This is a genomic window from Cellulomonas shaoxiangyii (assembly GCF_004798685.1).
Lineage (GTDB): Bacteria > Actinomycetota > Actinomycetes > Actinomycetales > Cellulomonadaceae > Cellulomonas > Cellulomonas shaoxiangyii.
This window is the reverse complement of the sequence record NZ_CP039291.1, coordinates 3,072,308-3,095,747: the sequence shown is the minus strand read 5'-3', so window position 1 is coordinate 3,095,747 and position 23,440 is coordinate 3,072,308. Positions and strand designations below refer to the sequence as shown.

19 protein-coding genes and 1 tRNA gene are annotated in these 23,440 nt (G+C 76.3%); 16 read left to right on the top strand and 4 right to left on the bottom strand.

Features of this window, described 5'->3' with window-relative positions; all coding sequences use genetic code 11:
• Positions 1-139 precede the first annotated feature (139 nt).
• Positions 140-2,722, top strand: coding sequence for a penicillin acylase family protein (locus E5225_RS13835; RefSeq protein ID WP_135972414.1), 2,583 nt, complete (start codon positions 140-142; stop codon positions 2,720-2,722).
• A 30-nt stretch (positions 2,723-2,752) separates the two neighbouring features.
• Here E5225_RS13835 and E5225_RS13830 read toward each other — a convergent pair whose 3' ends face one another.
• A complete protein-coding gene (locus tag E5225_RS13830) occupies positions 2,753-3,448 on the bottom strand; it encodes a 5-formyltetrahydrofolate cyclo-ligase (RefSeq protein WP_135972413.1) in 696 nt (231 codons plus the stop codon).
• Between the two features lie 137 nt (positions 3,449-3,585).
• Between E5225_RS13830 and E5225_RS13825 the strand changes: the two genes are divergently transcribed.
• The 4 genes from E5225_RS13825 to E5225_RS13810 all read left to right on the top strand — a co-directional run bounded on the left by E5225_RS13825 (position 3,586) and on the right by E5225_RS13810 (position 7,038).
• Positions 3,586-4,827, top strand: coding sequence for a molybdopterin molybdotransferase MoeA (locus E5225_RS13825; RefSeq protein ID WP_135972412.1), 1,242 nt, complete (start codon positions 3,586-3,588; stop codon positions 4,825-4,827).
• Positions 4,828-4,858: 31 nt separating this feature from the next.
• Positions 4,859-5,464 carry a GNAT family N-acetyltransferase gene (locus E5225_RS13820; protein WP_135972466.1) on the top strand — a complete coding sequence of 202 codons (606 nt, stop codon included), beginning with the start codon at positions 4,859-4,861 and terminating at the stop codon, positions 5,462-5,464.
• Between the two features lie 111 nt (positions 5,465-5,575).
• On the top strand, positions 5,576-6,799 hold the full coding sequence (locus tag E5225_RS13815) for a hypothetical protein (RefSeq protein WP_135972411.1): 1,224 nt from the start codon (positions 5,576-5,578) through the stop codon (positions 6,797-6,799).
• Positions 6,800-6,965: 166 nt separating this feature from the next.
• Positions 6,966-7,038 (top strand) — tRNA-Ala (locus tag E5225_RS13810).
• 274 nt (positions 7,039-7,312) lie between these two features.
• Here E5225_RS13810 and E5225_RS13805 read toward each other — a convergent pair.
• Positions 7,313-7,585, bottom strand: a complete 273-nt coding sequence (locus E5225_RS13805; protein ID WP_135972410.1) for a GlsB/YeaQ/YmgE family stress response membrane protein — start codon at positions 7,583-7,585, stop codon at positions 7,313-7,315.
• A gap of 187 nt (positions 7,586-7,772) precedes the next feature.
• Between E5225_RS13805 and E5225_RS13800 the strand changes: the two genes are divergently transcribed.
• On the top strand, positions 7,773-9,302 hold the full coding sequence (locus E5225_RS13800; RefSeq protein WP_135972409.1) for a family 20 glycosylhydrolase: 1,530 nt from the start codon (positions 7,773-7,775) through the stop codon (positions 9,300-9,302).
• Between the two features lie 18 nt (positions 9,303-9,320).
• Here E5225_RS13800 and E5225_RS13795 read toward each other — a convergent pair whose 3' ends face one another.
• Positions 9,321-11,234, bottom strand: coding sequence for a dolichyl-phosphate-mannose--protein mannosyltransferase (locus E5225_RS13795; protein WP_243738109.1), 1,914 nt, complete (start codon positions 11,232-11,234; stop codon positions 9,321-9,323).
• 85 nt (positions 11,235-11,319) lie between these two features.
• On the opposite strand from E5225_RS13795, the gene rsmI reads away from it, so the two are divergent.
• Positions 11,320-12,180, top strand: a complete 861-nt coding sequence (gene rsmI / locus E5225_RS13790; protein ID WP_135972407.1) for a 16S rRNA (cytidine(1402)-2'-O)-methyltransferase — start codon at positions 11,320-11,322, stop codon at positions 12,178-12,180.
• Positions 12,181-12,196: 16 nt separating this feature from the next.
• Here the strand turns inward: rsmI and E5225_RS13785 are convergent, their stop codons facing one another.
• The gene (locus tag E5225_RS13785; protein ID WP_135972406.1) at positions 12,197-12,790 is read right to left on the bottom strand and encodes an isochorismatase family protein; all 594 of its coding nucleotides are present in this window, start codon (positions 12,788-12,790) and stop codon (positions 12,197-12,199) included.
• A gap of 139 nt (positions 12,791-12,929) precedes the next feature.
• Here E5225_RS13785 and E5225_RS13780 point away from each other — a divergent pair, with 139 nt between their 5' ends.
• From E5225_RS13780 to E5225_RS13745, 9 genes are all read left to right on the top strand, one after another.
• Positions 12,930-14,180: a PQQ-dependent sugar dehydrogenase gene (locus tag E5225_RS13780; protein WP_166435899.1), complete on the top strand. Its 1,251-nt coding sequence runs from the start codon at positions 12,930-12,932 to the stop codon at positions 14,178-14,180.
• Positions 14,181-14,285: 105 nt separating this feature from the next.
• On the top strand, positions 14,286-14,456 hold the full coding sequence (locus tag E5225_RS17580; RefSeq protein WP_166435898.1) for a hypothetical protein: 171 nt from the start codon (positions 14,286-14,288) through the stop codon (positions 14,454-14,456).
• A 30-nt stretch (positions 14,457-14,486) separates the two neighbouring features.
• Positions 14,487-15,572, top strand: a complete 1,086-nt coding sequence (locus tag E5225_RS13775; RefSeq protein ID WP_136225472.1) for a PH domain-containing protein — start codon at positions 14,487-14,489, stop codon at positions 15,570-15,572.
• Between the two features lie 9 nt (positions 15,573-15,581).
• Positions 15,582-17,375, top strand: coding sequence for a methionine--tRNA ligase (gene metG / locus E5225_RS13770; protein WP_135975448.1), 1,794 nt, complete (start codon positions 15,582-15,584; stop codon positions 17,373-17,375).
• Positions 17,375-18,307: a TatD family hydrolase gene (locus E5225_RS13765; RefSeq protein WP_135975450.1), complete on the top strand. Its 933-nt coding sequence runs from the start codon at positions 17,375-17,377 to the stop codon at positions 18,305-18,307. The genes metG and E5225_RS13765 overlap by 1 nt, the downstream gene beginning before the upstream one ends.
• A gap of 353 nt (positions 18,308-18,660) precedes the next feature.
• On the top strand, positions 18,661-19,761 hold the full coding sequence (locus E5225_RS13760; protein WP_135975454.1) for an aggregation-promoting factor C-terminal-like domain-containing protein: 1,101 nt from the start codon (positions 18,661-18,663) through the stop codon (positions 19,759-19,761).
• A 221-nt stretch (positions 19,762-19,982) separates the two neighbouring features.
• Complete coding sequence (locus E5225_RS13755; protein ID WP_136225470.1) at positions 19,983-21,284, top strand: resuscitation-promoting factor; 1,302 nt, start codon at positions 19,983-19,985, stop codon at positions 21,282-21,284.
• A gap of 256 nt (positions 21,285-21,540) precedes the next feature.
• Positions 21,541-22,500, top strand: a complete 960-nt coding sequence (gene rsmA / locus E5225_RS13750) for a 16S rRNA (adenine(1518)-N(6)/adenine(1519)-N(6))-dimethyltransferase RsmA (protein WP_135973225.1) — start codon at positions 21,541-21,543, stop codon at positions 22,498-22,500.
• A complete protein-coding gene (locus E5225_RS13745; protein ID WP_135973226.1) occupies positions 22,497-23,438 on the top strand; it encodes a 4-(cytidine 5'-diphospho)-2-C-methyl-D-erythritol kinase in 942 nt (313 codons plus the stop codon). Before rsmA ends, E5225_RS13745 begins: the two co-directional genes overlap by 4 nt.
• The last annotated feature ends 2 nt before the right edge of the window (positions 23,439-23,440 follow it).

Below are 23,440 nucleotides of genomic sequence, written 5' to 3'. Positions count from 1 at the left end.
GTCCGGGCGGCGCACGAGCCGCGGCACCCGTGGGAACCGCACCCGCGACGCGGCACCCGTGAAAGCTGGCACTCTCGAGGTCCGAGTGCCAACACTACTCACGGCGTCAAGCGCGGGGGGTGGGTACTAGCCTTCGACCGTGCCCCGCCGCTCTCGTCTGCGCACTGCGCTCGTCGTCGTCGCCTCCGTCGTCGTCGCGGCGCTGCTCGCCACGACGCTCCTCGCGGCCGTGGTGCTCCGCCGCCCGCTTCCCGAGGGGTCGGGCGAGGAGACAGTCCCCGGCCTCGGCGAGGAGGTGCGGGTCTCGCGGGACGCGCGCGGCGTGCCGACGATCGTCGCGCGGACGGCCGAGGACCTGTTCGCCGGGCAGGGGTACGTGTCCGCGCAGGACCGCTTCTTCGAGATGGACTACCGCCGGCACGTCACGGCCGGGCGGCTGTCGGAGCTGGTCGGCGAGAACGAGGAGGCGCTGGCGGCGGACATGGTGATCCGCACGATGGGCTGGCGGCGCGTCGCGGAGCAGGAGTGGGAGCTGCTGCCGGCCGACGCCCGCCGCTACCTCGAGGCGTACGCGGCCGGGGTCAACGCCTACCTCGACGGGCGGGACACGGCCGCGATCGCGATGGAGTACACGGTCCTGGGCCAGCGCGTGCCCGTCGAGCGCCCCGAGCGGTGGGACCCGGTCGACTCCCTCGCGTGGCTCAAGGCGATGGCGTGGGACCTGCGGGCGAACTACGACGACGAGCTCGCCCGCGCGCTGACGTACCAGTCGGTGCCCGACGTGGCGCGGGTGGAGCAGCTGTTCCCGGCGTACCCGCAGGACCGCAACCTGCCGATCCTCGACGCCGCGTCGGTCGCGCAGCAGGCGGCGCAGACCGTCGCGGCCGACGTCGACCTCACCGAGGTGCTCGGCGAGGCGGACCTGCAGGAGGCGCTCGCGGCCGCCGACCGTGCGCTCGCGGCCGTGCCGCACCTCGTGGGGGAGGGCGACGGCGTCGGCTCGAACTCGTGGGTCGTCGCGGGTGAGCACACCGCGTCCGGCGCGCCGCTGCTGGCCAACGACCCGCACCTGTCGATCTCCGCGCCGGGCATCTGGTCGCAGGTGGGCCTGCGGTGCGCGCAGGTCGACGACGCGTGCCCGTTCGACGTGTCCGGCTTCGCGCTGGCGGGCCTGCCGGGCGTCGTGATCGGGCACAACGCGGACCTCGCGTGGGGGCTGACGAACCTCGGCGCCGACGTGACCGACTTCTTCCTCGAGCGCGTCGTGGACGGCGAGGTCGTGGTGGACGGGCGCCGCGAGCCGCTGGAGGTGCGCACCGAGACCATCCGGGTCGCCGGCGGCGAGGACGTCGAGCTGGTCGTCCGCGCCACGCGGCACGGGCCGCTCGTGTCCGAGGTGCTCGACGTCGACGGCGTCTCCCGCGTCCCCGTGCCCGAGGGTGCGCCGGGCCGGCGGTTCGAGGTCGCCCTCTCGTGGACCGCGCTGCAGCCGGGCCGGACCGCGGAGGCGGTCCTGGCGATGATGACCGCGCAGGACGCCGACGACGTCGCGGCCGCGGCCGCCCTGCTGGACGTCCCGTCCCAGAACATCGTGTTCGCCACGACGGACGGCCACATCGGCTACCAGGCGCCCGGCCGCATCCCCGTGCGCGCGAGCGTGCCGGCCTCGCCCGTGCCGTCCGACGGCACGTGGCCGCGGCCGGGCTGGGACTCCCGCTACGACTGGCAGGGGTACGTCGACCCCGCGGAGATGCCGCGCGTCGTCGACCCGGCGGAGGGCTTCGTCGTCGCCGCGAACCAGGCGGTCACGCCTGCCGGGCTCGGGCCGTTCCTCGCGGAGGACACCGACTACGGGTACCGCGCGCAGCGGATCCGCGACCTGCTCACGGCGGAGATCGCCGCCGGGCGCCCCCTCGACGCGGCCGGCATGGCCGACCTGCAGACCGACCAGCACAACCCGTACGCGGACGTGCTCGTGCCGGCGCTCCTCGAGGTCGACCTGGAGGAGCCGTTCGTCGCCGAGGGTCAGGACCTGCTGCGCCGGTGGGACCGCGTGGCGTCGGCCGACTCCGCGGCCGCCGCGTACCTCGCGGCGGTGTGGGCGGACCTGCTGGAGCTGACGTTCGCCGACGACCTGCCGGACGGGCACGCGGCGTCCGGCGACTCCCGCTGGCTCGAGGTGGTCCGCACGATCCTGGCGGAGCCCACGTCGCCGTGGTGGGACGACCGCTCGACGCCCGGCCTCGTCGAGGGACGCGACGAGATCCTGTCGCGGGCGCTGACCGATGCGCGGTACTCGCTCACCGCGACCCTCGGCAGCCGCACGGAGGACTGGGCGTGGGGGAAGCTGCACGTCGCCGCGCCCGAGCACCCCGTGCTCGGCGGGGAGGGCATCCCCGGGGTCGTGCGCTCCTTCGTCAACCCGCCGGCGCAGCGCGTGGGCGGCGGCTCGTCGGTCGTCGACGCGACCGGGTGGGACGCGGCGTCCGGCTCCTTCGCGGTCACGAGCGCACCGTCGATGCGCATGGTCGTCGACCTGGGCGACCTCGACTCCTCGACGTGGGTCAACCTGACCGGCACGTCGGGGCACCCCGCCAGCCCGCACTACGACGACCAGCTCCCGGCATGGGCGCGCGGCGAGCAGTTCGCGTGGCCGTTCTCCGACGCGGCGGTCGAGGCGGACGCGGTCGACCGGCAGACGCTGGTCCCCGGGCAGGACTGAGCCGCGGCCCGTCCGGGCCGCGGCGCCGGGTCAGCCGTCCGCCGCCCCCACGCGCCACCAGCGCTCGGGGGTCGCGACGGCCGAGACGGGCCGGTCGTGCGGCTCGCGCGGGAGGGGGACGCCGAGCACCTCGTCGGCGTGCACGAGCGCGACGACGGGGACGCCCGGCCGCACGTGCGCCAGCACCCGGTCGTACCAGCCGCCGCCCTGGCCCAGGCGCGTGCCGGCGGCGTCGACCGCGAGCGCCGGCACGAGCACCACGTCCGCGTCGCGCACGGCGTCGGCGCCCAGCGGCGGCGTGCCGGGCTCGGGCGGCCGACCGGGCGCACGCTCGCGCAGGTCGTGCGCGCCGTCGTACTCCGCCCAGTCCCGCTGCAGGCCGGTCCCCAGCACGGGCAGCAGCAGGCGGACGCCCCGCCCGGCGAGCGCCTCGATGACCGGACCGGTCCCCGGCTCGCCCGGCCGTGACGCGTACACGCTGACGCAGCTGGCGTGCGCGACCTCCGGGATCGTCAGCACCACGGCGGCGAGGCGTTCCGCGACCTGGTCGCGCAGCCGGGGGGAGCGGTGACCGCGCTGGGTGCGTACCCGCCGGCGCAGCTCGTGCTTCGCCTCCGCCGCGGACGGGCGGCGCGCGGACCCGCGGTCCTCGGCCCCACGTCGCCCTCGACCGTCGCCACCGCCGCCGGCAGGGGTGTGCCAGGACGGCTGGGCGACGGTGCTCATGGGTCCAGTGTGGCGCAGTGCGCGCCCCGGCGGGGCCGGACGGCGGTGCGGTCGGCATCGGGGTGACAGCGGCACCGGCTCGGGCGCAGGTCGCCGCGCCGGACTGCGGCACTGCGACCAGCGGGCAGAATGCCCGCATGAGATCGGTGCAGGACCACCTCGCGGCCGTCCTCGCGGCAGTGGGTCCGGTGACGCCGCTGGACGTGCTGCTGCACGACGCGTCGGGCTGCATCCTCGCGGCCGACGTCGCGGCGCCCATCGACGTGCCGGCGGTGCCCGTGGCGGCGCGTGACGGCTACGCGGTCGCGGCGCGCGACACCGAGCACGGCGCCGGCGGTCGCGTCCCGGACCTGCCCGTGGCGCACGACGTGCACGCCGGCTCGCCGGCGGGGCTGCGGCACGTCGCGGGCACCGCGGTGCGGGTGGCGTCCGGCGGACCGCTGCCGATCGGCGCGGACGCGGTCGTGCCGATCGAGGAGACGGACCGCGGCACCGCCCGCGTCGCGCTGCAGCGCCCGGCGCGGCCGGGCCAGCACGTGCGCCACGCGGGTGCGGACGTGCACGCGGGTGACGTCGTCCTGCCTGCCGGCACGCGGCTCGGCGCCCGGCAGATCGCGCTCGCGGCGGCCATGGGCCGCGGGCGCCTGCCCGTGCACCCGACGCCCCGCGTCGTGCTGCTGTCGGTCGGGGACGAGCTCGTGGAGCCGACGACGGCCGTGCGGCCCGGCACGGTGTTCGAGGCCGACGGGCACGCGCTGGAGGCCGCCGTGCTCGATGCCGGTGCCGCGGCGGTGCGCGTGGGCGTCGTGCCCGACGAGCGCGCCACGCTGCGCGAGGCGCTGGAGGACCAGCTGGTGCGCGCGGACCTCGTCGTGCTCACCGGCGGGCTGTCGGAGCTGGTGCACGACACCGTCAAGGACGTCCTCGCCCCGCTCGGCACCGTCCGCCTCGACCAGGTCGCCATGACGCCGGGGATGCGGCACGGGTTCGGGACGGTCGGGCGCGGCGTCGGCGGGCGCGACGAGGACCAGGGCGTGCCCGTGTTCGCGCTGCAGGGGCACCCGGTGGCGGCGCAGGTGTCGTTCGAGGTGTTCGTGCGGCCCGCGCTGCGGGCCATGGCCGGGCACACCGAGCTGTTCCGCCCGTCCGTGGCGGCCGCCGCGACGCAGGGCTGGGCGTCGCCGCCCGGGCTGCGGCAGTTCGTCCCCGCCACGGTCCTCGGCTCGCCCGACGAGGGGTACCGGGTGACGCCGCTCGGCGACCCGGCGGCCCCGTCGACGACGGCCCTCGCGCACGCGAACGCCCTCGCCGTGGTGGGGGAGACGGACGCCGCCGTGCGGCCCGGCCAGGTCGTGCACTGCCTGGTGCTGGAAGGGTGAGCGGCCGTGCCGGTGGACGAGAGGGGTGAGCGTGGCCGTCGGGTGGCCCGTCGATCTGGTCGACGGTGACGTGCGGCTGCGTCCGCTGCGGCGGCGGGACGCCGACGCGTGGATGGCGCTGCGCGCGGCGAACGCGGGGTGGCTGGAGCCGTGGGACGCGACGAACCCCGAGCCGGTGCGCGGACCGCGGCCGACGTTCGGGCAGTTCGTGCGTTCCCTGGCGGCCCAGGCCCGGGACGGCACGGCGCTGCCGTTCGCGGTGGACCACGACGGCGAGCTGGTGGGGCAGCTGACGGTGTCGTCGATCCAGTACGGGTCGCTGCGCTCCGCGTCGATCGGGTACTGGGTGTCGCGGCACGTCGCGGGGCGCGGGGTCACCCCGACGGCCGTGGCGATGGCGACGGACCACTGCTTCGGGGTCCTGCGCCTGCACCGGGTCGAGATCAACATCCGCCCCGAGAACGCGCCGTCGCTGCGGGTCGTCGAGAAGCTCGGCTTCCGCGACGAGGGCCTGCGGGAGCGGTACCTGCACATCCAGGGGCGGTGGTGCGACCACCGGACCTTCGCGCTCACGGTCGAGGACGTGCCCGAGGGGCTGCTGGCGCGCTGGCACGCGACCCGCCGGTCGACGGCCTGACGGGTCCGCACGCGGCCCCCACGGGTCCGCGGGACCGCGTTCTGGCGCGTCGTCGCACGACACGCCGCTTCCCTGCGGCGGTGACGGCCGGGACGCACCTACCGTCGGTGCGTGAACGGACTCGCAGGCCTCGTGGCGCTCGCGCTCGTCGGCCTGTGGGCTGCGTATCTGGTGCCGCACCACCTGCGGCACCGTCAGCGGCTGCTCGAGGCGCGTGCGGACGACCGGTTCTCGGCCGGTCTGCGCGTGGTCGCGGTGTCGCGGGGCGTGGGCCGGACCGTGCGTCCGGCCCTGGCGTCCGCGACGGCGGGACCGAGCACGACGGCGCTGCTGCTGACCCCGGCGACGGGTGTGCCGGCGGTCGGCGCCGGCACGGCGACAGGAGGCACGACCGTGGACCGACCGCACGCCACCCCCGAGCGCATCTCGGCCGAGGCGGCGCGCCGCCTCGCGCAGGCCCGCGCGGCGCGCGCCGCGGCATCGGCCCGACGCGGCGCTGCCGCGCGCAGGCGCGGGCTGCTGGCCACGCTGCTGCTGGTCGCGTCCGTGGCCGGCTGGGTAGTCACGGGCGTGGTCCCGGCGTCGACGTGGGCATTCGGCGCCGTGCCGACCGTCCTGCTGGGCGCGGTCACCGTGCTGGGCCGCCGTGCGGTCGTGGCCGGCCACGCCGCCGACGAGGCGTGGGCGACGACCATCGAGCGTGAGGAGCGGCTCGCGTCGCGTCCGCGCACCGGCGCGACGCACACGGTGCGCGCGGGCCGCCCCGCGACCGGTGGGGTGCCCGTGGTGCGCCCCGGTGCCGGTCCGGCGGACGTGCCCGTACCGCTCGTCACCGGGCACGCCGTGCGCCCGTCGGACGCGCACACCGAGGTCTTCGAGCGGATCGTCGCCGACGCGGGCGAGAGCGCCGGCCCCGCGCGGCACGCGACCGGCTCGACGCCCGTCGTGCGCCGCTCGGCCACGACGGCACCCACCTCCGGCGTCCCCGCCCCCGGCGACGCGCAGGCCGACGGCGAGACGCAGGACGCCGGCGACGCGGAGGAGTGGTCGCCGGTCCCGGTGCCCCGCCCGACCTACACGATGAAGGCCGCGGCGCCCCGCCGGACGCCGGCCGCGCTCCTGGAGTCCGACGCCGAGGCGTCCACCACGCGCCGCCCCGCCGACCGTCCGGCGGACCGCGACCAGGAGTCCGCGGCGGACGGCGCTGGGGAGTCCGCGGCGGACGCCGCACGTGCCGCGGAGGGCCCCGTGGCGCCGCTCGAGCCCGTGGCGGAGACGACCGGCAGCATCGACCTGAACGCCGTCCTGGCGCGCCGCCGGGCCGCCGGGCAGTGAACGCACGCTGACGGCAGGCGCCGGCGACGGCGCCGGTCAGCGGCCTGCGGCGTCCTCCGCGGCCGGCCCGTCGTGGCCCGTCGGCGGGTGTGACGCACCTCGCGGGGAGGGGCCCGGGCCGGTTTCGTTCCCGGGCCCGTGGGGTGCTAGCGTGTTCCTCGCACAAGGGGCTGTGGCGCAGTTGGTAGCGCGTCTCGTTCGCAATGAGAAGGTCAGGGGTTCGAATCCCCTCAGCTCCACCGCAGAAGGGCCCGTTCCGGGAAGTCCGGGACGGGCCCTTCGTCGTACAGCTTTCCTCGTGCATCGATCGCGCGTGCATGGTCGCGCGGTGATTGTCGAGGGATCTTCGTCCTGCTCCCGTCGCCGTGGTGGCTGCGTCCCGGCCGTCTCAGGCCGTGCCGGACCGTCGCGCCGGGCGTGCCCGCCCGCGTGCACCCGGGAACGACGACGGGCCCCTCCCGAAGGAGGGGCCCGTCGTCGTCCGCGGCCGCGGTGCGGCCGCAGATCACCAGGTCAGCGGCGGCGGTTCTTGCCGGCGTAACCCGCGTAGATGCTCACGAAGATCGCGGCGAGGGCGATCTGGAAGATCAGCTCGATCCAGTCGAAGCCGTCCGTGTCGTTCTGGCCGATCAGGCTCGCGATCCACGTGCCCAGGAGCGCCGCGATGATGCCGATGACGATCGTGGCGATGATCGAGATGTTCTGGTTGCCCCGCACGATGAGGCGACCGAGTGCCCCGATGATCGCGCCGATGACGATGGCCGTGATGATGCCGGTGATGCTCATGCACACTCCTCAAGTCGAGTCAAGGGTCGGAATCCGTGACGGGAGAAAACTAGGGCACTCTGGGCCGGCGCGCCTGTCGAGAGCGCGACCGGCCGAGAATTCGGGTGCGCGGGGCACCTCCGCAGGCCTCGCGGGAGGGGTCCGCGGGTAGGTTGCGGGTGCCGTCCACCGACCCCGAGGAGTCCCCGTGCCCCACGTCGTGCCCGTGGTGCCCGCCCCGCTCGTCGTCGAGCCGGCTGACGCGCCGCCGTACGTCGTCTCGGCTGCGACCACGGTCGTCGTCGCCGCCGCGGACGCCGCCCACCCCGCCGACCACCCGGCGGTCCCCGCCGCGGTGCTGGCGGCGGACCTGCTCGGGCGTTCCGGCGGGCACGCCGTGCCGCTGCGGTTCGACGACCCCGGCGTGCCGGGCGCGGTGCACGTGCGCCTGCTCGACGGCGGACGTGACGCGGACGGTGCCGTGGACGACCTCCCGGCGGGCGACGAGGCGTACCGCGTCGTCGCCGGCGAGCACGGCGTGCAGCTCGACGCCCGCACCCCGGAGGGGCTCGTGCACGCCGTCGTCACGCTGCGCCAGCTGCTGCACGAGCGGCCCGACGGCGTGGTCGAGGTGCCGGCGGTGCGGATCGTCGACGCGCCCCGGTACGCGTGGCGCGGGCTGTCGCTCGACGTCGCGCGCCACTTCGTGAGCGTGCCGGACCTCAAGGTCGTCATCGGCCTGCTCGGCCACTACAAGCTCAACGTGCTGCACCTGCACCTCACGGACGACCAGGCGTGGCGGCTCGACCTGCCGTCGCGGCCCGAGCTCGTGCGCCGGTCCAGCGCGCACTCGGTGGGCGGCGACCCCGGCGGGCACTACACGGCCGCCGACTGGGCGGAGATCCTCACCTACGCGCACGCCCGCGGCGTGCGGGTCGTGCCGGAGATCGACGTCCCCGGGCACGTCAACGCGGCCCAGCACGCCTACGGGGAGCTGACCCCGGGCGGCGAGCCGACCGAGGAGTACCTCGGCATCGAGGTGGGGTTCTCGCGCCTGCACGACGACCTGCCGGCGACGCACGCGTTCCTCGCCGACGTCTTCGGCGACCTCGCGCGGATGACGCCGGGCCCGTACGTGCACGTCGGCGGCGACGAGGTGCTCACCATGGCGCCCGACGAGTACGCACGGCTCGTGCGCGCGGCCGCCCACGCGGTGGCCGCCCACGGCAAGTCGGTCGTCGCGTGGCAGGAGGCCGCGCACGTGCCCGGTCTGCCGCCGGGCACGGTCGTGCAGCTCTGGGACGACCGCGCGGACCCCGCGCCGTTCGTGGCCGCCGCGCACGCCGGTGCGCGGCTGCTGCTGTCGCCCGGCTCACGCGTGTACCTCGACATGAAGTACGACGCCGACTTCCCGCTCGGGCTCGAGTGGGCCGGCCACGTCGAGCTGCGCGACGCCTACGCGTGGGAGCCCGCGGACGTCCTGCCCGGGCTGCCGGAGGGTGCGGTCGTGGGCGTGGAGGCGGCCGTGTGGACCGAGACGCTGCGCACGCTCGACGACCTCACGACCATGCTGCTGCCGCGGCTCGCCGCCGTGGCGGAGGTCGCGTGGAGCGTGCCGGAGCGCCGCGACTGGGCGGACCTCACGCGCCGCCTGACCGCGCACGGGGCGTACTGGGACCGCCTCGGCCTCGCCTGGTACCGCTCGCCGCAGGGCGTCTGGGACGACCCCGCGTCCTGAGGCGCCGGGCCGGGGCCGTCAGATCCAGGTGGGCAGCCACATGCGGATGTGCCACTGCTGCCACGGGACCACCCACGCCGCCCACACCGGGTAGAAGAACAGCCCCGCGGCGACGACCAGCACGGCGAACACCCCCACCGCGACGACCGCCCGCCTGCGCCCGCGCCGGTCCCGCTCGCTGTCGTCGGGGCTCGCCGGCCCGACGAGCAGGCCGAGGACGTAGACGAGCGTCAGCACCACCCACGGCACGAACGCCACCGAGTAGAACGCGAAGATCGTGCGGTGCGCGTACGCGAACCACGGCACCCAGCCGGCGACGATGCCGGACAGCACCGCACCGGCCCGCCAGTCGCGGTACCGCAGGAGCCAGAAGAGCGCGACGAGCACGGAAGCGGCGCCCGCCCACCAGATCAGCGGGTTGCCGACGGCGAGGATCGCCTGCGAGCACGCGTCGGCGCCGCAGGCCGCCTGCGCCTGCTCGCCCGTGAGCCCCGAGACCTCGGTCGGGTACCAGAACGAGGTGGGCCGCCACTGCACGATCCAGCCCACGGGGTGCGCGGCGTACGAGTGCGGCGTCTCCAGCCCGTTGTGGAACAGCCACATGTCCTGGTGGTACTGCCACCAGGAGCGCAGCGCCGGCGGCAGCCACTGCACGCCCTGGTCGGGGTTCGCCTCGGCCCAGTGCCGGTTCCACGCGTTGTCCGAGGCGAACCACGACGCCCACGACGCCACGTACGTGACGGCCGCCGTGCCGACGAGCAGGACGAACGCGAGCAGCCCGTCCTTGACGACGGCGGCCACGTGCCACAGCCGCACGCCCACGGCCCGCCGCGCCCCCATGTCCCACAGCACGGTCATCACGCCGAACACGGCGAGGAAGTACATGCCCGACCACTTGGTGCCGATCGCGAGGCCCAGCAGCACGCCGGCCGCGAGGCGCCACCAGCGGAAGCCGAGCCCCGGCCCCCAGCGCAGCGTGCCGCCGCCGTCGAGCACGGCGGCCGCGCGGTCGGCGAGGCGGCGGCGCGCCTGCTCCCGGTCGAGCACCAGCGCCCCGAACGCCGCGAGCGCGAAGAACATGAGGAACGGGTCGAGCAGGCTGATCCGGGAGTGCACGATCGCCAGGCCGTCGACGGCGAGGAACAGCCCCGCGAGCGTGCCGAGCGCCGTGGAGGCGAAGATCCGCCGGCCGATGCGCGCGACCATGAGCACCGCGAGCGTGCCGACGACGGCGGCCGACAGCCGCCACGCGAACGAGCTCTCGACGCCGCCGCCGAGCTGCATGCCGAGCGCGATCATCCACTTGCCGACGAGCGGGTGGACGACGTACTCGGGGTCCGTGCCGAGGCTGCTCGTGTCGCCGCTCTCGAACGCGGCGTTGGGGTCCTCGCCCCACGCGGCCTCGTAGCCGCGCGCGAGCAGCGAGAACGCCTGCTTGACGTAGTACGTCTCGTCGAAGACCAGCGAGTGCGGGCGGGCGAGGTCCCAGAACCGCAGCACGCCGCCCAGCACGGTCACCGCCAGCGCCCACAGCCAGCCGTTCCGGCGGTCGCGCGGCGTCGCGTCGAGCGTGCGGGCGTCGTCGCCGAGGAGGCGGCGCAGGAACGTCTCGCGGCGCGGCTCGTCGGGCTCGTCCGCCGTCTCGCCGCCCGGCGCGTCGGTCGGCTCGTCGACGTCGGCGGCGGGGTCGGCGGCGGGGTCCTCGACCGCCGTCGCGGTCGCGGGACCGTACGGGCTCGCTCCCGGGTCGGCCCCGGGCTCCGGCCTGCCGCCCACGGGCTCCGCCCCGCCGGCCGCCGGTGCCGGCGCGGGGGCCGTCGCGGCGTGCGGGGGGCGGGCGGCGCTGTCGTCGGCCGGGAGCGTTCCCGCACCGCCGGGCACGGGGGTGCCCGGCGCGTCCTCGCGCTCGGCGTCGTCTCCGGTGGGCGGCACGCGGTCATCGTAGAGGCCGCCCCGGGGTGGTGTGACCGGGGTCACCGGCACGTGGTCACGTCGCCGCGGGTGCCAGGCTGGGACCGTGAGCACCGACCGCCCCGACCGCCCCGGCCTGCTCGTGCTGGCCGCCACGCCCATCGGCGACAGCGAGGACGCGTCCGCCCGCCTGCGCCGGCTGCTGGCCGACGCCGACGTGGTCGCCGCCGAGGACACGCGCCGCACGCGCGCGCTCGCCGCGCGGCTCGGGGTGACCATCGGCGGCCGGCTCGTCAGCCACCACGAGCACAACGAGAGCGGGCGGGTGGCGGAGCTGCTCGACGTCGTGGCGGGGGGCGGCACCGTGCTCGTCGTGAGCGACGCCGGCATGCCCGCGGTCTCCGACCCCGGCTTCCGAGCCGTGCAGGCCGCCGTCGCCGCCGACCTGCCCGTGACCGTCGCACCCGGTCCGAGCGCCGTGCTGACGGCCCTCGCGCTCTCCGGGCTGCCGACCGACCGGTTCTGCTTCGAGGGCTTCCTGCCGCGCAAGCCGGGGGAGCGGGCCCGCGCGCTGGCCGCGCTGGCGGCGGAGCGGCGCACGCTCGTGCTGTTCGAGGCCCCGCACCGGGTGCCCGAGACGCTCGACGCGATGGCCGAGGCGTTCGGCGCCGACCGGCCCGGTGCGGTCTGCCGGGAGCTGACGAAGACCTACGAGGAGGTCGTGCGGGGCCCGCTCGCCGAGCTCGCCGCGTGGGCGCACTCGGGTGACGTGCGGGGCGAGGTGGTCCTCGTCGTCGGCGGCGCGCCCGCGGACGGACCCGCCGACGCCGGCGACCTCGTCCCCGAGGTGCTGGCGCGCGTGGACGCCGGCGAGCGGCTCAAGGAGGCCGTGGCGGGCGTCGCCGAGGCGGCGGGCGTCGGCAAGCGCGAGCTCTACGCGGCGGCGCTCGCGGCGCGCACCCGCTGACGCGTCGGCACGCGCCTCAGAGCGCCGAGGAGTCCACGAGCTCGGCGCCCGCCTCGGTCATCGCCGCACGCGCTGCCTCGCCCTGCTCGGGCGTCACCGGGACCGTGAGGTCGGTGAGCACGCGGGCGCGCATGCCGAGGCCGAGCGCGTCGATGGTCGTGGCGCGCACGCAGTGCGACTCGGCGATGCCGACGACGTCGACGTCGGTGACGCCCGCCTCGAGCAGGATCGTGCCGAGCGCGCGGCCGTCGAGGTCGAGCCCCTCGAACCCCGAGTAGGCGGCCGCGTACTCGCCCTTCTTCACGCTGACGTCGGGGCGCAGGTCCGCGAGCGCGGGGTGCAGCTCCGCCTCCGCCGTGCCGACGACCGCGTGCGGGGGCCACGAGTCGACGTAGTCGGGCGTGTCCGAGAAGTGCGCACCGGGGTCGACGTGCCAGTCCTGCGTCGTCACGACGAGGTCGTAGCGGTCGCGGTGCTCGGCCGCGTACCGCGCGACGCCCTCCGCCACGGCGTTGCCGCCGGCGACACCGAGCGCCCCGCCCTCGCAGAACGTCGGCTGCACGTCCACCACCACCAGGGCGCGACGGCCCTGCGTCCGCTGCTCGCTCATCCGGACATTCTCGGTGGTATGCCACGCCGCGTCCCGTCCTCGCGGCGTGTGCCCCGCCACACGCGCCCTTGCGTGGCGGTCGCGCGGCGCGGACGCTGGGGGGCGCCGTCATCCCGGCGGCCCGACGGGAGGTGCCGCGATGGCCGGACGGCTCAGGGTCCGCGCGACGCGCGGGGCGGCGGTCGCGGGCGCGGCGGTGGCGCTCGCCCTGCTGACGGGGTGCACGGGCGGCCCGGTCGGGTCCGGCACCCCCACCGCCGGCGCGGACGCGGCCGGGAGCGCCACCTCCACCCCGGCCGACGTGCCCGCCACCGCGGCGCCCGCGCCCACGTCGCCGGTGCGCGACGTGCCGACGGTCGCCGTCACCGCGGTGGAGGAGGTGGCGACCGGCCTCGACGCGCCCTGGGGGCTGGCGTTCCTCCCCGACGCGCGGGCGGTCGTCACGCTGCGCGACGCGGCGCGGCTCGTGGTGGTCGGGCCCGACGGCGCCGTCGATGAGGTGACCGGCCCCGGCGCGGACGAGGTCGCTGCGACCGCCGTGCCGCGCGGCGAGGGCGGCCTGCTGGGCGTCGCCGTCGTCCCCGGCGCGCCCGCCGGCGGGCCCGTCGACGTGGTGCTGTACGTGACGGCCGCGCAGGACAACCGGGTGCTGCGCGCGACGCTCGACGGCACGACGCTCGGCCCGGTGCGCGCGGTGGTCACCGGCATCCCCCGCGGCACCAACCACAACGGCGGACGGCTGGCCTTCGGGCCCGACGGCGCGCTCTACGTCACGACGGGCGACGTCTACGAGACGGGCCTCGCGCCGGACCCGGCCAGCCTCGGCGGCAAGGTGCTGCGCGTGACCGCCGACGGTGCGCCCGCACCCGGCAACCCGGACCCCGCGTCCCCGGTGTGGACGCGGGGGCACCGCAACGTGCAGGGCATCGGGTGGGCGCCCGACGGCCGCGCGTTCGCCGCCGAGTTCGGGCAGGACACGTGGGACGAGCTCAACGTGCTGCACGCCGGTGCCGACCACGGCTGGCCGTCCGTCGAGGGCACCGGCGGCGCGGCGCAGGGGTTCGTGGACCCCGTCGCGCATTGGTCGACCGACGACGCGTCGCCCAGCGGCCTCGCGGTCACCGACGAGGGCGTCTACCTCGCCGGGCTGCGCGGGGAGACGCTGTGGCGGGTCCCGCTGCGCCCGGTCGACCCCGCGGCGCTCGCGGACCCGGCGCAGGACGCGGCGGGTGTCGGCACGCCGCAGCCGCTGCTCGCGGGGGAGCACGGGCGCCTGCGCGCGGTCGAGGCCGCGCCGGACGGCTCGCTGTGGGTGCTGACGAACAACACGGACGGCCGCGGCGACCCTCGCCCCGGCGACGACCGCCTGCTGCGCGTGCGCGTCGGCTGATCCCGGGACCGGGTCCGCCCGGCGTGTCCGGCGTGTCCACCGTGTCCGGGTTCGTGACGATCGGTACTGTGTGCGCCGACCACCTGCACCCCGGAAGGAGCCGTCATGCCGGCGAGGGCGAAGAGCATCCTGATGTGGGTCGTCGTCATCTTCCTGGTGTACGCGGTCGTGACGAACCCGGACCGGGCCGCCGACGTCGTCCGGTCCGTCTGGGACTTCCTGTGGGCCGCGATCCAGGGCTTCGGGGAGTTCTTCCGCAACCTGGCGGGGGAGTGACGGCGCCGGCGCACCGGGAGGGGTGACGACATGGGCGCGGACCGCGCGACACGCATCGTCATGTCGCACCGGCTGCTGCGCCGGTACGTCCTGCCCGGTGAGCGGGTCGTGCTCGCGACGCGCCGGCACTGGGCGAAGCTGCTCGAGCCCGCGCTGACGTGCCTCGCCGTGTTCGTCGTCGTGGCGTGGCTGACCCTCGAGCTGCAGCCGGAGGTCGGCGACGGCGCGCTGTGGCTGTGGTGGCTGTGGCTCGCGGCGCTCGCGCGGCTCGGCTGGTTCGCGCTCGTCTGGCGCGTGGAGTGGTTCGTCGCGACCGACAAGCGGATGCTCCTGCTCACGGGTCTGGTCACGCACCAGATCGGGATGATGCCGCTGATGAAGGTCACGGACATGCGGTACTCGCGGTCCGTGCTCGGGCAGGTGCTGGGCTACGGGCAGTTCCTGCTGGAGTCCGCGGGCCAGGACCAGGCGCTGCGCAGCATCGACTGGGTCGCGCGCCCCGACGCGACGTACCGGGACCTGTGCGCGCTGATCTTCACGCCCGCCGCGCCGCACGGGGGCGACGGGGCACCCCGGGTCGCGTCGCAGGAGGCGTTCGCCCGCTCGCACGGGTTGGCGTGGCCGGGACGCGCGCCGGCCGGGCCGCCGGCCGGGGGCGGGCAGCCGGCGGCCGCGTTCGCGGGCGGCGGCCCGGGTGCGGCGGGTGGTGCCGGTGCTGCCGGTGGCGCGCGGTGGACCCGGCCCGTGACGCGTCCGCCGTCGGTGGCGCCGGCGTGGCCGGGAGCGGGCGCGCGTCCGGGCGAGGCCGACACGCAGCCGATCCGCGTCGACGCGGGCCCCGGGCCGGCGCCCGCCGCGGCCGTCGACCCGGGCGCCGGTGCGCTGCCCCCGACGCTCGCCGAGGCCAGCGTCTCGCCGCTCGCCGTCGAGGCGGAGGCGATCGCCGGCGAGGACGCGCTCCGCCGGGCCGAGGAGGACGCCGACGACCGGTCGTGGGACGTGTCCGAGTCGACGGCCACGTTCGTGCCCCTGCCGCGCCCCGGCGGGGACGCGCCGCCCGCGCCGGACCGCCCGACGGACGGAAGGCCGGACGGCGAGGACGGGCGTCCGACCTAGGATCGGCGCATGTCCCGCATCCTGTCGGCCGTCGCGTGGCCCTACGCCAACGGCCCCCGTCACATCGGTCATGTCGCCGGGTTCGGCGTCCCCTCGGACGTGTTCAGCCGGTACATGCGCATGGCGGGCCACGACGTGCTCATGGTGTCGGGCACGGACGAGCACGGGACGCCGATCCTCGTGCAGGCCGACAAGGAGGGCGTCGGCGCGCAGGAGCTCGCGGACCGGTACAACCGCGTCATCGTCGAGGACCTCACGCAGCTCGGCCTGTCCTACGACCTGTTCACGCGCACGACGACGCGCAACCACTACGCGGTCGTGCAGGAGATGTTCCGCACGGTGCACAAGAACGGGTACATGGTCGCGAGGACGACGATGGGCGCGGTCAGCCCGTCGACGGGCCGCACCCTGCCGGACCGCTACATCGAGGGCACGTGCCCGATCTGCGGGTACGACGGTGCGCGCGGCGACCAGTGCGACAACTGCGGCAACCAGCTCGACCCGATCGACCTGAAGAACCCGCGCAGCCGCATCAACGGCGAGACGCCGAAGTTCGTCGAGTCCGAGCACTTCTTCCTCGACCTGCCCGCGCTCACGGACGCGCTCGGCGCGTGGCTGCGCACGCGCACGCAGTGGCGTCCGAACGTCCTGAAGTTCTCGCTCAACCTGCTCGACGACGTGCGCCCGCGCGCCATGACGCGGGACATCGACTGGGGCATCCCGGTGCCGCTGCCGGGCTGGGAGGACAACAACGCCAAGCGCCTGTACGTGTGGTTCGACGCGGTGATCGGGTACCTGTCCGCGTCGGTCGAGTGGGCGCGGCGCAGCGGCGACCCGGACGCGTGGCGGCAGTGGTGGAACGATCCGTCCGCGCTGTCGTACTACTTCATGGGCAAGGACAACATCACGTTCCACAGCCAGATCTGGCCGGCGGAGCTGCTCGCCTACGACGGCAAGGGCGCGCGCGGCGGCGAGCCGGGTGCCTACGGGTCGCTCAACCTCCCGACCGAGGTCGTCTCGAGCGAGTTCCTCAACGTCGAGGGCAAGCAGTTCTCGTCCTCGCGCGGGGTTGTCATCCTCGTGCGCGACATGCTGTCGCGGTACCAGCCGGACGCGCTGCGGTACTACATCTCCGCGGCGGGGCCCGAGGCGCAGGACGTCGACTTCACGTGGCAGGAGTTCAAGCGCCGCACGAACGACGAGCTCGTCGCCGGGTGGGGCAACCTCGTCAACCGCACCGCGAGCATGGTGCACAAGAACTTCGGCGTGATCCCGACGCCGGGGCAGCGCCAGCCCGTGGACGAGGCGCTGCTGGCCGAGGTGACGACCGCGTTCGGCCGTGTCGGGGAGCTCGTCGGCACGCACCGCCAGCGCGCCGCCCTGGGCGAGGCCATGCGCGTGGTCGGTGAGGCGAACCGGTACGTCTCCGAGACGGAGCCGTGGAAGCTCAAGGGCGACCCGGACCGCCTCGCGACCGTGCTGCACACGACGACGCAGGCGGTGAGCGACCTCAACACGCTGCTCGCGCCGTTCCTGCCGTTCGCCGCGCAGCAGGTGCACGAGACCTTCGGCGGCACGGGGACGTTCTCGCCGCAGCCCCGCATCGACGAGGTCACGGACCTCGACGACGACTCGCGGGGCTACCCCGTCATCACGGGCGACTACCGGCTCGGTGCGACGGTCGCGCCGTGGCAGCCGCGCGCGGTCGTGCCGGGCACGCCGGTCGCGAAGCCGACGCCGGTGTTCACGAAGCTCGACGACGCGATCGTCGAGGAGGAGCTCGACCGGCTGCGCCAGGGCTGATGGGCCGCAAGCAGAGGGAGCGCGGCTGGCCGCCCGCGCCGGAGCCGCTGCCGCTGCCCGTCATCGACGACCACACGCACCTCGAGTCGGTCGTCGACTGGCGCGCGGACGGCTGGGACCCCACCGACCCGGGCGTGCACCCCGACCTCGCGGCGCACCTGGCGCGGGCGGCGCAGGTCGGGGTGACCCGGATGGTGCAGGTCGGCTGCGACCTCGACGCGCTCGCGTGGACGGACGCGGCCGTGCGGGCGCACGGCGCGCTCGTGGGTGCGGTCGCGATCCACCCCAACGAGGCGGTGCTGCACGCTGGCGTCCGGGAGGTCGCACCCGACGGGCTCGACCCCGACCCGCAGCCGCGGCACGACGTCCCGCTCGACGAGGCGGTCGCGCGCGTCGCGGCCGTGGCGCGGGACAACCCGCGCGTGCGGGCGATCGGGGAGACCGGGCTGGACTTCTTCCGTGCCGGCGACGCGGGCCGTGCGGTGCAGCGGGAGGCGTTCCGCGCGCACGTCGCGCTCGCCAAGGAGCTCGGCCTGGCCCTGCAGATCCACGACCGCGACGCGCACGAGGAGGTCGTCGACGTCCTGCTGCGTGACGGGGCACCCGAGCGGACGGTGTTCCACTGCTTCTCCGGCGGGGCGGCCCTCGCGGAGGTCGCGGCGCGCCACGGGTGGTTCTGCTCGTTCGCCGGGCCGGTGTCGTTCCCCGCCAACGACGACCTGCGCGCCGCGCTGCGCGTGCTGCCGCCGGCGCTCGTGCTGGTCGAGACCGACGCGCCGTACCTCACGGTGCACCCGTACCGCGGCCGCCCGAACGCGCCGTACCTGCTGCCGGGCACCGTGCGGACCGTCGCCGAGGTCACGGGCCGGTCGCTCGGGGACGTGTGCGCGCAGGTCGGCGCTGCCGCGGAGGCGGTCTACGGCTCCTGGTGAGGCGCGCCGTGCGGTGCTCGCCGGGCTCGGGCAGTGCTGGACGGATGTCCACCGCGGCGCCCCGCGGGGTGGTCGCCAGGTCACGGATCGGTTACGGTCGGTGGCGGAACCGTGGCGGACGCCCGTCAAGGTGCTCCGCACGGCTGCCGATGACCACGGGACGGGCGAGCCCCGGGCAGCACGGACCCGCGGCACCGTCCGACCACGCACCAGGGCACGTGATCCCGCCCGCCGACCCGAAGGACACAGTGACCGGTCCCGACCGCACCCACCGCCGCACCGGCGAGGGCACGCCGCGCCCCGCGCGTCGGCTCGCGCACGGCGTGGCGCAGGCGACCGTCCTGGCGCTCGTGATGGGCGGGACGACCGCGTTCGCCGCGCTGCACAAGGACGTGACCGTCGACGTCGACGGGCGCGAGGTCGAGGTGCAGGCGTTCGGCCGGACCGTGGGTGACGTGCTCGCCGCCGCGGAGATCGAGGTGGGCGAGCGCGACCTCGTCGCGCCCGACCTCGACGCCCCCGTGGGCCGTACCAGCCAGGTCGTCGTGCGGCACGGGCGCGAGATCGACGTGGAGGTCGACGGCGAGGAGCGGTCGGTGTGGACGACGGCGCTGACCGTGGGCGAGGCCGTCGACGGCCTGGGCCTGCGTGACGGCGTGCGCCTGTCCGCGTCCCGGTCGGCCGAGGTGGGCCGCGACGTGCTGCGGGTCTCGACGCAGAAGACCGTGCACCTGGTCGTCGACGGCCAGGTCATCGACGGCGTCAGCAGCGGTGCGACGGTCCGCGACGCGCTGCGCGACATCGGGCTCGTGCTCGAGGAGGGCGACCGCGTGTCCGTCCCGCTCGACGCGGCGGCCGTGGACGGGCTGGTCGTGCTGGTGACCCGCGCCGCGAGCTCGGGGGAGACCGTGACCGAGACCGTGCCGTTCGCGGAGAAGGAGGTCGAGGACGCGACGCTCGTGACGGGCACGCGCAAGGTCCAGACCGCCGGACGCGCCGGGGTGCGCACCACGACGTACGCGCTCGACGTGGTGGGCGGCGTCGTCGTCGGCCGCACGCCGGTCGCGTCGATGGTGACGGTGCCGCCGGTCGACCAGGTGATCCGGGTGGGGACGGCACCGCTGCCCGACCCGGCGGAGGTGTCGGTCGAGCCGGGCACGGCGCAGGCGATCGGCAAGGAGCTCGCGGCGGCGCGCGGGTGGGGCGACGACCAGTTCGCCTGCCTGCTCAAGCTGTGGAACAAGGAGAGCGGGTGGCGCGTCGACGCGGACAACCCGTCGTCGTCGGCGTACGGCATCCCGCAGGCGCTGCCGGGCTCCAAGATGGCCAGCGCGGGCGCCGACTGGCGGACCAACCCGGCCACGCAGATCACCTGGGGCCTCGGCTACATCGCCGGCCGGTACGGCAACCCCTGCGGCGCCTGGGCGCACTCGCAGGCGAAGAACTGGTACTGACCCCCGTGCAGCGCCCGGCGCGCGCCGGGTGACGTGCGCCTCAGGGGGTTGGCAGCGGGGTCACAATTCCGTTACGGTCGCGTGTCGCGATTGACCGGCCGTGCCCGCTCGGGCCAGGCCGCCAGCCGCGGCGAGTGCGCCCGATCCGCGGTGTGCTGACGGCCGGATCGGGGATCCGGGCCGGTGGGGCCGTGGCCCGCCGAGCTGCTCACGCAGCGGGCGTGCGCACCCGCCGGGCGCCGACCGGCGCACCGCTCCCCGTGCCCGGGCACGACGACGGCTGGAGCCTCGTGCAGTTCTCGACCCCCACCACCGGCACGACCTCCTCCGACGCAGCCGAGCCCGCCGCACCGCCCCGCCGCACGCGCTGGCTCGCGGTCACCGCGGGCGTCGCCGCGCTCGTCGTGGGCGCCGGCACCGCCGGCTACGCCCACGTCCACAAGGCGGTGGTGCTCGACGTCGACGGGCGCACGCAGGAGGTGTCCACGTTCGCCGGCTCGGTCGAAGGGCTCCTCGACGAGGAGGGCGTCGTCGTGGGCGACAGGGACGTCGTGTCGGCGTCCGGTGCGCTCACCGACGGCCTCGAGGTCGTCGTCCGCCACGCGACGCCCGTCACGGTGGCGATGGACGGCGCCGAGGAGGTCGTCTGGACCACCGCGCTGTCCGCCGAGGAGGCGCTCACGGACCTCGCCGACCGTGCGAGCAGCGTCGCGCTGGTCGCGTCCCGCTCGTCCGCCGGCGGCCGCCCCGAGCTGCCGCTCGAGCTCGTCGTCCGCGGCGCCGCCGAGGTGCACGTCGACGGCCAGGTGCTGCCGGTGAGCGACGCCGACGCGACCGTCGCGAGCGTGCTGGGCGAGCTCGGCGTGACGCTGACGCCGCTGGACCGCGTGCAGGTCGTGCGCGGCGCCGACGGCCGTGTCGACGTGCTCGTGGAGCGCGTCGTGGTGCAGAACGTCACGACGACGCACGAGGTGCCGTTCACGTCGCGCACGCAGGACGACGCCGCCCGGTACACGGGCGAGCGCGCGGTCGCGCAGGCCGGCGTCGCCGGGGTCCGCACGGTGGTCGAGCGCGTCACGACCGTCAACGGGGCCGAGCAGCGTCGTCTGCCGCTTCTCGACGCCGTCACGCAGCAGCCGGTCGAGGAGGTCGTCTCGGTGGGCACCAAGCCGCGCCCGGCGCCCAAGCCGGCGCCGGCACCCGCGGCGCCCGCGCGTCCCGCGGCCCCCGCCGCACCCGCCGCGGGCGGCGCGGCCGGACCGATCACGGCCGGCGGCGACGCGGACTCCCTCAACTGGGCGGCGCTCGCCAAGTGCGAGTCCGGTGGCCGCGCCGACATCGTGTCCTCCACCGGCAAGTACCACGGGCTGTACCAGTTCTCGGTCGCCACGTGGCAGGCCGTGGGTGGCAGCGGCCTGCCGTCGCAGGCGTCGGCCGAGGAGCAGACCGCCCGCGCCAAGATGCTCTACAACCGCTCGGGCGCCGGGCAGTGGCCGCACTGCGGCAAGAACCTGTTCAGCTGACGCGACCCGCCCCACCGGCCCCGCCCCCGACCCCGGAGGCGGGGCCGCGGTGCGTCCGCCCTGCCCGCATCCGCCCTGCCCGCATCGGCCCTGCCCGCATCGGCCCTGCCGCGCGCGAGCTCGTCACTCCCGCGCGAGCTCGTCCCGTCGGAGTGACGATCTCGGCGTCGGGGGGGCGTGGCGGGGCGGGCGGAGGGCTCCGGGGCGGGGACGCCGTGGCGCGGGCGGGGGTGGCGCGGTCGTTAGGCTCGGGGCCATGCCAGCCGACGTCGCGCTCCTCGGGCCTGCGGAGATCCGGGCCCTCGCCGCGCGGGCCGGCGTCCGCCCGACCAAGACCCTCGGGCAGAACTTCGTCCTCGACGCGGGCACCGTCCGCAAGATCGTCCGCCAGGCCGACGTCCGGCCGGGTGAGCGCGTCGTCGAGGTCGGGCCCGGGCTCGGTTCGCTGACGCTGGGCCTGATCGAGGCGGGTGCGGACGTCGTCGCGGTCGAGATCGACCCGGTGCTCGCCCGCCTGCTCCCGTCGACGGTCGCGGCGCACGTGCCCGGCCTGACGGTCGCGGCGACGGACGAGGACGCCGAGCGGCGGGAGGTGCGGCTCACCGACGCCGACGGCCGCGACCGGCTCACGGTCCTGACGGCCGACGCGCTCACGGTGACGACGCTGCCCGGCCCGGAACCGACCGCGCTCGTCGCGAACCTGCCCTACAACGTCTCCGTGCCGGTGCTGCTGACGTTCCTCGAGCGGTTCGGGACGCTCGAGCGGGCCCTGGTCATGGTGCAGGCGGAGGTCGCGGACCGGCTCGCGGCCCCGCCCGGCAGCCGCACGTACGGCGTGCCGTCGGCGAAGGTCGCGTGGTACGCGGCCGCGCGGCGCACGGCGACCGTCGGACGCGCCGTCTTCTGGCCCGCACCCAACGTCGACTCCGCGCTCGTGCGGCTCGACCGCCGCGACCCGCCGACCACCACGGTGACGCGCGGCGAGGTCTTCGCCGTGGTCGACGCGGCCTTCGCGCAGCGCCGCAAGACGCTGCGCTCGGCGCTCGCCCAGCTCGCCGGTGCACCGGCCGCCGCGGAAGCCGCGCTGCGGGCCGCGGGGGTGGACCCGCAGGTCCGGGGCGAGCAGCTCGACGTCGCGGCCTTCGCGCGGATCGCCGAGCAGCTCTCGGCCGCCGGACGGCCGCTGCCGCACCGACCTGGCACAGTGGCCCCGTGACGGTGAGCGGTGTGGACGACCTGCCCGAGCGGACGGTGCGCGTGCGCGCACCCGGCAAGGTGAACCTGTCCCTGCGCGTGGGGCCGGTCGGGTCCGACGGCTACCACCCGGTGTCCACCGTGTTCCAGGCGGTGTCGGTGTACGAGGAGGTCGTGGCGCGCTCCGCCGGGGAGTTCGGCGTCACCGCCGAGGGCCCGCAGGCGGCCGCCGTGCCGACCGACGACTCGAACCTCGCGCTGCGGGCCGCCCGGGCCGTGGCCGCGCACGCGGGCGTCGACGACGCCGCGCACCTGCACCTGGTCAAGGGCGTCCCGGTGGCCGGTGGCATGGCGGGCGGCTCGGCCGACGCCGCCGCGGCGCTGCTGGCGTGCGACCAGCTGTGGGGGACCGGCCTGAGCCGCGACGAGCTCGTCACCATCGCCGCCGAGCTGGGCTCCGACGTGCCGTTCGCGCTGGTGGGGCACACCGCGGTCGGGACGGGCCGCGGGCACCTGCTCACGCCCGCGCTGAGCCGCGGCGAGTTCCACTGGGCGTTCGCCGTGCAGGACCGCGGTCTGCCGACGGCCGGCGTCTACGCGGCGTTCGACGACCTGCGCGGCCACGACGCCCAGCCGCTGACCGACGAGCACGACGTGCCGCTCATGCAGGCGCTGCGGGCGGGCGACGCCACGGCGCTGGGCGCGGCGCTGCACAACGACCTCGAGCCGGCCGCCCTGGAGCTCGACCCCGGCCTGGCGGAGCCGCTCGCGGTCGCCACGGACGCGGGCGCGCTGGGCGTCGTCGTGTCCGGGTCGGGCCCGACGGTCGCGGCGCTCGCGCGCAGCCGGCAGCACGCGCTCGCGATCGCCGCGGCGTTCACCGCGTCGGGGGTCGCCGACCGCGTCCTGACCGCGTCGGGGCCGGTGCCCGGGGCGCGTGTGGTCGGGGTGGGTGACTGACG